Origin of the sequence: Streptomyces sp. NPDC057486 (assembly GCF_042802415.1) — a bacterium.
Taxonomy (GTDB): Bacteria; Actinomycetota; Actinomycetes; order Streptomycetales; family Streptomycetaceae; genus Streptomyces; species Streptomyces yanii.
This window is the reverse complement of sequence record NZ_JBHVEE010000219.1, coordinates 1-9777: the sequence shown is the minus strand read 5'-3', so window position 1 is coordinate 9777 and position 9777 is coordinate 1. Positions and strand designations below refer to the sequence as shown.

At 70.5% G+C, this 9777-nt stretch carries 10 protein-coding genes; 3 read left to right on the top strand and 7 right to left on the bottom strand.

Annotation, left to right across the window (positions count from 1 at the left end):
• Positions 1–102: 102 nt before the first annotated feature.
• Genes ACFU6I_RS46270 through ACFU6I_RS46250 form a run of 5 tightly spaced genes read right to left on the bottom strand, consistent with a single transcriptional unit; the run spans position 103 to position 5779 of the window.
• Positions 103–1341 carry a styrene monooxygenase/indole monooxygenase family protein gene (locus ACFU6I_RS46270; protein WP_384379943.1) on the bottom strand — a complete coding sequence of 413 codons (1239 nt, stop codon included), beginning with the start codon at positions 1339–1341 and terminating at the stop codon, positions 103–105.
• A 44-nt stretch (positions 1342–1385) separates the two neighbouring features.
• Entirely contained in the window at positions 1386–2036 is a 651-nt protein-coding gene (locus tag ACFU6I_RS46265; protein WP_384379940.1) for an ATP/GTP-binding protein, read from the bottom strand.
• A complete protein-coding gene (locus ACFU6I_RS46260; protein ID WP_384379937.1) occupies positions 2017–2430 on the bottom strand; it encodes a DUF742 domain-containing protein in 414 nt (137 codons plus the stop codon). The genes ACFU6I_RS46265 and ACFU6I_RS46260 overlap by 20 nt, the downstream gene beginning before the upstream one ends.
• The gene (locus ACFU6I_RS46255) at positions 2427–2909 is read right to left on the bottom strand and encodes a roadblock/LC7 domain-containing protein (RefSeq protein ID WP_376335574.1); all 483 of its coding nucleotides are present in this window, start codon (positions 2907–2909) and stop codon (positions 2427–2429) included. The genes ACFU6I_RS46260 and ACFU6I_RS46255 overlap by 4 nt, the downstream gene beginning before the upstream one ends.
• Complete coding sequence (locus ACFU6I_RS46250; RefSeq protein WP_384379952.1) at positions 2906–5779, bottom strand: nitrate- and nitrite sensing domain-containing protein; 2874 nt, start codon at positions 5777–5779, stop codon at positions 2906–2908. Before ACFU6I_RS46250 ends, ACFU6I_RS46255 begins: the two co-directional genes overlap by 4 nt.
• Before the next feature lie 366 nt (positions 5780–6145).
• Here ACFU6I_RS46250 and ACFU6I_RS46245 point away from each other — a divergent pair, with 366 nt between their 5' ends.
• A complete protein-coding gene (locus ACFU6I_RS46245; protein ID WP_384379935.1) occupies positions 6146–6931 on the top strand; it encodes a hypothetical protein in 786 nt (261 codons plus the stop codon).
• 112 nt (positions 6932–7043) lie between these two features.
• Here ACFU6I_RS46245 and ACFU6I_RS46240 read toward each other — a convergent pair whose 3' ends face one another.
• On the bottom strand, positions 7044–7526 hold the full coding sequence (locus tag ACFU6I_RS46240; protein ID WP_384379949.1) for a MarR family winged helix-turn-helix transcriptional regulator: 483 nt from the start codon (positions 7524–7526) through the stop codon (positions 7044–7046).
• A 241-nt stretch (positions 7527–7767) separates the two neighbouring features.
• On the opposite strand from ACFU6I_RS46240, the gene ACFU6I_RS46235 reads away from it, so the two are divergent.
• Positions 7768–8619, top strand: coding sequence for a lysozyme (locus ACFU6I_RS46235; protein ID WP_384379932.1), 852 nt, complete (start codon positions 7768–7770; stop codon positions 8617–8619).
• Between the two features lie 256 nt (positions 8620–8875).
• The gene (locus ACFU6I_RS46230) at positions 8876–9556 is read left to right on the top strand and encodes a polysaccharide deacetylase family protein (RefSeq protein ID WP_384379946.1); all 681 of its coding nucleotides are present in this window, start codon (positions 8876–8878) and stop codon (positions 9554–9556) included.
• Here the strand turns inward: ACFU6I_RS46230 and ACFU6I_RS46225 are convergent.
• Positions 9544–9777: hypothetical protein (locus tag ACFU6I_RS46225; RefSeq protein ID WP_384379929.1), on the bottom strand; the 234-nt coding region annotated here is incomplete at its 5' end. The two genes, ACFU6I_RS46230 and ACFU6I_RS46225, sit on opposite strands and share 13 nt — an antisense overlap.

The following is a 9777-nucleotide window of genomic DNA, read 5'->3' as shown; positions in this document are numbered from 1 at the left end:
GAGCAAGACGGCCCGGCCGCCCTCGGCGGCCGGGCCGTCCGTGGGCCGTCGAAGCGCGGCCCGCAGTCACCAACGCCGACGACCGCGTTGCAGGTCAACCCCTCACACAGCGGCCGAGACCTCGCCGAGGTACGCGTTCGTCTTCTCGGGGTCGAAGAAGAAGTTGTCGAAGTCCGCCGGGTTGTTGAACCCGTTGGCGAACCGGTCGGCGACCGGCTGCAGCTGACCGGCGGCACCGATCAGGTTCAGCACGTGCTCCGGCGGTACACCGAGCATGGCGTTCGTCCACTTCACCACGTGCTGTGCGGTGTCCCAGTAGCGGTCGAACGTGGACTGCATCCAGTCCGCGTCGAACGGCCGGTCGCCGTGCTCGATGATCGACTTCAAGTACGCGTCGGCGCACTTGGACGCGGAGTTGGAGCCCTGGCCGGTGATGGGGTCGTTGGCGACGACGACATCAGCCACGCCGAGCACCAGGCCGCCGCCGGGCAGCCGGCCGATCGGCTTGCGCACGGTCGGGGCGTAACGGCCCGCCAGGGTTCCGTTGGCGTCGGTCAGTTCGACCTTGGTGGCACGCGCGTACTCCCACGGCGTGAACTGCTCCATGAGCTCCAGCGTCTTCGCGAGGTGCTCGGAGGGGTCCTTGATGCCCTGGAAGACGTCCAGCGGGCCGCCCGGGACACCCTCCCAGAACAGGATGTCGGCGCGGCCGGACGTGGTCAGGGTCGGCATCACGAAGAGCTCGCCGACACCGGGGACCAGGTTGCAACGGACCGCGTCGAACTCGGGGTGCTCGGGGCGCGGGCCCATGTTGTGGACGTACGCGACGGCCAGGGCGCGCTGCGGAGCGTCGAACGGCGAACGGGACGCGTCCCGACCGAACATGGAGACCAGCTCGCCCTTGCCCGCGGAGACCATCACCAGGTCGTAGGTGCGGGAGAAGTAGTCGAGGTCGGAGACGGCCGCCCCGTGGATGACGAGCTGTCCGCCGCGCTGGGCGAACGTCTCCATCCAGCCGGCCATCTTCACGCGCTGGTCGACGGACTGGGCGAAGCCGTCCAGCTTGCCGACCCAGTCGACGGCGCGCGAGGAGTCGGGGGCGGCGACCGACACGCCGAGGCCCTCGATGCGCGGGGCCTGGGACTCCCAGAAGTTGAGCTGGAGGTCACGCTCGTGCTGCAACGCGGTGTGGAACATGCACTGCGTGGACATGACCCGACCGGACCGGATCTCGTCGGCGGTGCGGTTGGACATCAGGGTGACTTCGTACCCACTGGACTGCAGTCCGAGGGCGAGCTGGAGACCGGACTGGCCGGCTCCGACTATGAGTATCTTCCGCATCGCGGTTCTCCGTTACGTCTACGTGGTACGTGCGCGAGGTGTGTCTAGGCGGGGGTCGCGTCAAGAGCGTGGCCCACGAGGGCCAGCAGCGACTCGACGACGGTGATCCTGTTACGCGCGTCCATGATCACAACAGGTACGTCCGGGGGGACGGTCAGGGCTTCCCTGACGTCCTCCGCCTCGTAACCGGGCGTCCCCTCGAAGTGGTTGACGGCCACGATGTACGGCAGTCCGCAGCTCTCGAAGTAGTCGAGCGCGGGGAAGCAGTCGGAGAGCCGCCGGGTGTCGGCGAGCACCACCGCACCGATCGCGCCGCGCACCAGGTCGTCCCACATGAACCAGAAGCGCTGCTGTCCGGGTGTGCCGAACACGTACAGCACGAGGTCGTCGTCGAGCGTGAGACGGCCGAAGTCCATCGCCACGGTCGTGGTGACCTTGTCGGGCGTCGCGGTGAGGTCGTCGGTCTCCTCGCTGGCCTGGGTCATCAGCGCTTCGGTCTGCAGCGGGGTGATCTCGGAGACCGATCCCACGAAGGTCGTCTTGCCGACCCCGAAACCACCCGCGACCACTATCTTCGTGGCGGTGGGGGCCCTGGTGTGATCCAACTGCCAGGCCTGGAGCGACTCCTCGGCCTGGTCCTCCGGTCCCCGCTGACGCGGGGCGGACAGGAGCGGATCAGAGACGACGGAGTCCATTCAGCACCCTTTCGAGCAGTGCGCGGTCGGGCTGGCCGGTGCCGTGACCGGTCCCGTACACACGGATCTTTCCCTGGTCGGCCAAGTCGCTGAGCAGCACTCGGACCACGCCGAGCGGCATCTTCAACAGGGCCGAGATCTCCGCGACCGTACGCATGCGGCGGCAGATTTCGACAATGGCCTGGAGCTCCGGCATCACCCGCGTGGCGAGGCTGCCGTTGGTGAGCTCACGGCGCTCCTCGGGCGCTTCCAGCGCGGCCACGAACGTCTCGACGAGAAGGACGTGACCGAAGCGGGTGCGGCCGCCGGTGAGCGAGTACGGGCGGACCCGGGCGGGCCGTCGGTCGGACCCGCGGACCGGGAGCCTGCGGGCGGGTTCAGCAGCGGGCGTCACTGGGCGCTCTCCATCGATTTGCGCAGTTCACTGCGGAGTTCGGGGGTGAGTACGTGTCCGGCGCGGCCGACGAAGAGCGCCATGTGGTACGCGATGACGCTCATGTCGCAGTCGGGGGTGGCATGCACGCCGAGCAGCGAACCGTCACTGATCGACATGACGAAGACGCTGCCTTCGTCCATGGCGACCATGGTCTGCTTGACGCCGCCGCCGTCCATCAGTTTCGCGGCGCCGATGGTGAGGGAGCCGATACCGGAGACGATGGTCGCCAGGTCAGCGCTGGACCCCCGGGGGCCGTCCTGCAGGCCGCCCGTCGCTGTGGCTGTCTGCCGGCCGGGGTCGGAGGAGAGCAGCATCAGTCCGTCGGACGAGACAACGGTGACCGAATGGACCCCTGGCACCTCCTCCACGAGATTGCTCAGCAACCAGTGAAGGTTCCGGGCCTCGGTGCTCAGCCCGAATGTGCTGGGCGCAGTCAACTGCGTGCCTCCTCGACTGTGTCCCCCGTCTCATCGGTTCGACCACCGAGACGGTCTGCCTGCTCGGTCAGTGCGGTGCCGGCACCGGTGACGGCACCGTCGGCGATCTCCGCCTCGACGTCGCGGCGGCCGTCCTTCGCCCCCTGATGGAAACCGCCGAGGCGGCGACGCAGCGCGTCCTTGTCCAGGCTGCCCTTGCGGTCGGCGGTGGGGGCGGCGGCGGGCTTGACAACCTTGGGGGTGCGCTTGGGAAGACCCTTGTCGGTGATGCGCTCGGCCTGCGGCTCCGGCTGCCGGGGGCCGGGAAAGGCCTCGGCGGCGGGCACCGGGGAGGGAGCCGGGGCGGTGAACGGCTCCGGGGTCTCGTCCGCGGTGCGCTCGTGGCGGTCGGGGCCGATCGCGTACGGGTCGGAGGGCGCCGGGGTCGCGTGGGCCGGTGCGGCCGACGGGACCGGCTCAGCCGCGGGGACGTCCCGGAGCTCCGGGAGCCGGACCTGCATCGTGGTCTCGGCCTCGGACTCGGACTCGGCGGCGACCGGCTCGGGTGCCACCGGAGCGGGCACCTCCGCCGGAGCGGGCACCTCCGTCCGGGCCAGGTCCGGTGCGGACTCGCGGATCGTCCGCTCGGCGGCGGCGATCAGCGGGTCGCCGGGCAGCGCGAGCGTCCGGCCCGGCAGGGCATTGGAGTTCGCCTCGGCGACCGATCCGGGCAGGTTCACCGCAGGCGCGTCCCCGGGCGCGGTCACGGGCGGCGGCGTGGCGCCGGGGGGCGCCTTCGGCAGCAGCGCCTGCGGCAGCACGACGACCGCCGTCACCCCGCCGCCCTTCTGCTCGCGCAGCTGGACCCTCACCCCGTGGCGCGCCGCGAGGAGCGACGTCACCTGGAGTCCGAGGCCCGCGCCGTCGGCGCTCTGCTCGCCCGCCTCGAACGAGGACGGGTCGGCCAGGCGGGCGTTGAGCTCACCCATCCGTACGGACGACATGCCGATGCCCTCGTCCTGTACGGAGAGCATCACCTCACCGGTCTCCAGCAGCCAGCCGGAGAGCTCGACTTGCGAATCGGGCGGCGAGAAGGAGGTCGCGTTCTCCAGGAGTTCGGCGACCAGGTGGCTGAGGTCGTCGGCGGCGAAACCGGCGATCTGGGCGTGCGGCGGCAGGGACTGGATGGTGACCCGCTCGTACCGCTCGATCTCGCTGACGGCCGCACGCAACACGTCGACCAGCGGGATCGGGCCGGAGTGCCCGTGCCCGTGCTCGGCGCCCGCGAGGACCAGCATGTTCTCGCTGTGGCGCCGCATGACCGTGGCCATGTGGTCGAGCTTGAAGAGGGTGGCGAGCCGCTCCGAGTCCTGCTCGCGCTCCTCCAGGCTCTCGATGACGCCGAGCTGGCGCTCGACGAGGCCGAGGGTGCGCAGCGAGAGGTTGACGAAGGTGTGGTGGACCGTGTTCTTGAGCCGCTCCAGCTGGGCGGTCAGATCGGCGGTGCGGACCTGGAGTTCGGCGCGCTGGAGCGTGAGGGCCTCGCGTCCGGCGATCAGTTCGCCGCGCTCGTTCTCCAGATCCTCGAACCGGCCGTTGAACTCCTGGAGCAGCCCGTGCAGATTGCCGTGCAGGGCGTTGAGGGATCGGACGACCTGGGCGAACTCGTCGTTGCGGCCGGTGTAGCGGACCGGCTCGGCGGTGGCGGGCTCCGCGGCGAGGCGGGCGGCGCCGATCCGCAGGACGGCGAGCGGCTGGGTCAGCGTACGGGCCACGGCGGTGGAGACGCCGACGGCGATCAGCAGACAGCCGCCGAGCAGTGCGATGCGCAGTTCGAGGGCGGTGACGTCGTCGTCGCGCAGCTGCTCCAGGCGTCGCACCTGGGTGGTGCCGAGGGCGGACTCGACGCTGCGCATCCGGTCGATGCGGGCGGAAAGTGCCGCCTCGACCTTCTTCCGGTCGGTCTTCTGGTCGGAGTCCGACAGCTCGGGACGGTCGGTGAGTGCGGCGAGGTACTTCTCCGCGCGGTTGACGTCGGGCCCGGTGACGGTGGAGGAGAGCTTCTCGCGGGCGGCGCCGCCCGCGGCCTGGTCGAAGTCGGCGAGCGAGGAGAGTTCGCGGACCCTGGCCTGCTGGGCGGCGGCGCTCAGCTCGTCACGGTTGCGGTCGTCCTCGCTGCTGCCCTCGTCCTGGGTCTGGACGGGCAGCCCGGTGAACGGGTCGATCTGCGGGACCGTGGCCTCCTTGCGGGGCACGGAGAGCGCCGCGATCAGCAGCCCGCGGGTGGCGGAGGCCTGATCGGCTGCCTGGCCGAGGGCGAGGGGCGCACGGGTGGCCTCGGCGGCGCGCGGCGGGGTCTTCTCGGCGAGTTCGTCGGCGAGGTCGTGGAGCTTGGCGATGACCTCGGAGTACGCCTGGTGGGCGGCGATTGCCGAGCCCTTGCCGGTGAGGGCGGTGCGACGCAGGGAGGGGATCGTGGAGAGGTCGCGGCGCAGCGCGGCGGGGGCCGTGTCGCGGATCTCGTCGATCTGCTGGTCGACTCGGGCGCTGGGGCCGTCCTTCTTCGCGTCGGACTTCCCGTCCCGGCCGCCCGCGATGTAGGCGGTGACTTCGTCGCGCTCGTCCGCGAGGGAGTGGGCGAGGGCCACCGCCTGCTGGTTCAGCTGGGCAAGGGTGACCAGCCTCTGGGACTCGGTCAGTTCGGAGGAGGCGCCGAGGGCCGCGGGTGCGCCCGCGGCGATGACGGTGATGCCGACGACCGCGACGCCGGCGACCAGCCGGCTGCGTACGCGGACGGTGCGCCGGGTCGGCTCACTCCCGCTCGGCGCCGGGGGTGTCGCCCCGGTACCGCTTCGCTCGCTGCCTTTGCTCCGAGGCCGCTTCTTCTGCACCGGTGCTCGCAATCTTGACTCGTCCACCCTTGAAGCAGAGGTGACACGCGGTCATATCTGGAATGACACCCCGACCCCTGGTACGGCTTCTGACCATTCCAGTGCTTTTGAGAGGGGGACGCGCATCAACCGCTCCGCCACCTGAACGAGTGAACATCACTCCGGAGTTGACGAACAAGTCTCCCCCCGGGCGCCGCGGCCCACACCTGAACCATGGGCTGGAACTTCCGCCCGGGCTTTGGCAGGATGCCCGCCCGCACCCGGCACGGAGCCACTCCTTCCGCTCTGGCCACCCCACTGACCTGCCGGTACGGTCCAACGCCTCGACCGTGCAGGCCCCGTGAAGGCATCGTGCAGACTGGCCGCATGCGCATCGAACTCGCCACGGTCCCCGGTAGCCCCGAGCGTCCCAACGAGGACTGGGCAGCCACCGCGCTTCCCGCTTCCGGTGCGGGTGGGACGCTGGTTCTGCTCGACGGAGTCACTCCGCCGCAGGGGGACGACGGTTGTGTGCACTCCGTGCCCTGGTTCACCGCGCGGCTGGGCGGTTCACTGGTCGAACTGTCGGGTTCGCGGCGGGATCTGACGCTCACCGAGATCCTCGCCGAGTCCATCCGGCGCACCGCCGACATGCATCGTTCCCTGTGTGACCTTTCTCACGTGCGCACTCCTCAGGCGACCGTCGTCGTGGTGCGCTGGGGCGCGGAGGAGATCGAGCACCTGGTGCTCTCCGACTCCGTACTGCTGTTCGAGTCACCGGACGGATCGGTGCGCCCGCTGCTCGACGACCGGCTCGACCGGCTGCCGCCGGGCTCCCTGGCCACCGACGAGATCGCCGATGCGCAGGTACGGAACAAGGAGGGCGGCTTCTTCACCGCCGCCGCCGACCCCGGGGTCGCGGTCCGTGCCGTGACCGGGCGGACGCCGCTCGCCGAGGTGCGGGCGGTGGCCGCGCTGACGGACGGGGCGAGCCGCTGGACGGAGATGTTCCACGAGGGGGACTGGGCGGCCTGCCTCGCGGTACTCCACAAGGACGGCGCACAGGGCCTGATCGACCGGGTCAGGTCCCTGGAGGACGCGGACACGGAGCGTGCGTATCTGCGGCGCAGCAAGACGCACGACGACGCGACAGCGGTCTACGTGGTGCTGTAGGTCACCCGGGTACGGGGTCGGCCCGCACCGGCGGCGTGGGCGGTTCCACGGGGCGGGGTCGTCCGAGAGCGCCCCGGGACGCCTGGCCGGAGCCGGGTTCGGGCGGCCGGCGTCAGTCCTCGGCCCGGGCGTTCAACTGGTGCAGCAGCCGCGCCAATTCCGCCACCTCGGTCCGGTCCCAGTCGGCGAGCTTCCTCACGTACCGGTCGCGGCGCGCATCGCGGACGCTGCGGAAGCGCGCCAGCCCCTCGTCGGTGAGATGGACGAGGAAGGCCCGCCCGTCGGCCGGATCGGGCTCGCGCGCCACCAGTCCGAGCTCCTCCAGGGCGCGCAGCTGACGGCTCATGGTCGCCTTCCCGACGCCGAAGTACGCGGCGAGATCGGTGGCCCGCTGCCGCCCCACCGACTCCAGCCGTACGAAGAGTCCGTACGCCGCGGCCTCCAGCTCGGGATGGACCTCCCGCGCCATCTCGCCGGAACTGGCCCGCGCGCGGCGCAGAAATACGGCCAATTCCCGCTCCAGTGCCAGGAATTCGTGGTCCACACCACTTCCTCCGGCCGCGCCGGGTTCACTACCGCTTTCGCTCCCGCGCACGTCAACACCCCTCATGAGCTTTCCTGCCGCTGAAAGTTTCCTTCGCCGCCGGTCATCGCCGCAGCTCCGCCAGTATTTCGCAGGCGTAGACCAACGGCACCGCCCAGGCCCTCTTCCGCCGCGCGGGTCTACGTGCGTAGCGTCATTCCTGGCATGTTCACACCATGACATGCCACAGGGGTGCGCCGAGCCGCCCCCCTGGGTCTGCAGATCCCCCCACCGAGGCCTCGGAGGCACGCACATGCCCGTGCACAGATCCGGATCCGGAACGACCCGCCGCTCCCGCCTGGCGGCGCTGGGAACCCTCCTCGCAGCACTTTCGCTTCTGCTCACCCTGCCCGGCGCGGCCACCGCGGCCGACTCCCCCACGGCCGCCGCCAAGAAGCCCGCGCGCGGATCGGCCACGATGGGCATGGGCGTCATCGCCCACGACGGCCGGGGCGGCCTGCCGGGCGGCACGCTTGTCGCCCAGACCGAAGGCGTGGACGTCAGCAGCCACCAGGGCAACGTCGACTGGGCGACCCTCTGGAACAGCGGCGTCCGGTGGGCCTACACCAAGGCCACCGAGGGCACGTACTACACGAATCCCTACTTCGCGCAGCAGTACAACGGCTCGTACAACGTCGGCATGATCCGCGGTGCGTACCACTTCGCCACCCCGGACACCACGAGCGGCGCCACCCAGGCCAACTACTTCGTGGACCACGGGGGCGGCTGGTCGAGGGACGGCAAGACGCTGCCCGGCGTGCTCGACATCGAGTGGAACCCGTACGGGGCGCAGTGCTACGGCAAGACGCAGGCCGGCATGGTCTCCTGGATCCGCGACTTCGTGAACACGTACAAGGCGCGCACCGGGCGTGACGCGGTCATCTACACCGCGACCAGCTGGTGGACGACCTGCACCGGGAACAACGCGGGCTTCGGCACCACCAACCCGCTGTGGGTGGCCCGTTACGACACCACGGTCGGCGCGCTCCCGGCCGGCTGGGGCTACTACACGATGTGGCAGTACACGTCGTCCGGCCCGTACGTCGGCGACCACAACCACTTCAACGGCGCTCTCGACCGCGTACAGGCACTCGCCAACGGCTGAGCCTCCGCCCCCCGGAGCCCCGGTGACGCACCCCGTCACCGGGGCTCCCGCTTGCCTCGACCGTCGGCTCCGCCACCAATCGCCCACTATGCACTCGATGTATACACCCCGTGTATAGTCCCTGAACATCGCACACGGCGTGCGCTGTTCGGCTGTGAGGGAGTGACCTGTCTTGCCCAGGGAGACGAAGTCGATCGGTACGGGGTTGGGCGTCGCTCTTGTGACGGCAGTCACTCTCACGCTGAGCGGCTGCTCGATGCAGACCACGGCCCCGGGCTCGGCGCGGGGGGACGCAGCCTCCGACGCCAAGGGCTCGTTCGGCCCCGTGGACTGCCGCAAGGCGAAGTGCATCGCGCTGACCTTCGACGCCGGGCCCGGCGAGGACACCCCGCACCTGCTGGACATCCTCAAGGAGAAGAAGGTGCACGCCACCTTCTTCCTGCTCGGCAGGAACCACGTGCTGAAGCACCCCGACACGGTGCGCCGCATCGAGGCGGAGGGCCACGAGGTGGCCAACCACACGTGGTCGCACAAGATCCTGACGGACCGGAAGCCCGCCGACATACGTGCCGAGCTGGAGAAGACGCAGGACGCGATAGCGAAGATCACCGGCAGGAAGCCGCGGCTGATGCGCCCTCCGCAGGGCCGTACCGACGACACGGTCTCCGGCATCAGCAAGGACCTGGGGCTCTCGCAGATCCTCTGGAGCGCCACCGCCAAGGACTACTCGACGACCGACTCCGCGCTGATCAGGAAGCGGATACTCGACCAGGCGAGCAGGGACGGCATCATCCTGCTGCACGACATCTACAAGGGGACCGTGCCCGCGGTGCCGGGCATCATCGACGCGCTGAAGGAGCGCGGCTACACCCTGGTGACGGTCCCGCAGCTGATGGCCCCGGCGGAGCCGGTGCCGGGGACCGTCTACCGCCCCTGAGTGCCGCCGGTCACGACGCCCAGGGGGCCCGTCACCGGTGCACCGGCGCCTTCGAGCCCGGCGCCGTCCGGGTTCGCCCTACGTCGCACGAGCCGCCGCTCGTCCGCCGCCTCGCCGACCGGCCGCACCACAAAGTCCACGGGGACGGCGGTCCGGCCGACCGACCGCGGCGTGCCGGTCTGCGCGAACGTGCTGTTCCGCGTCCGGGCGGGGCGCGGAAC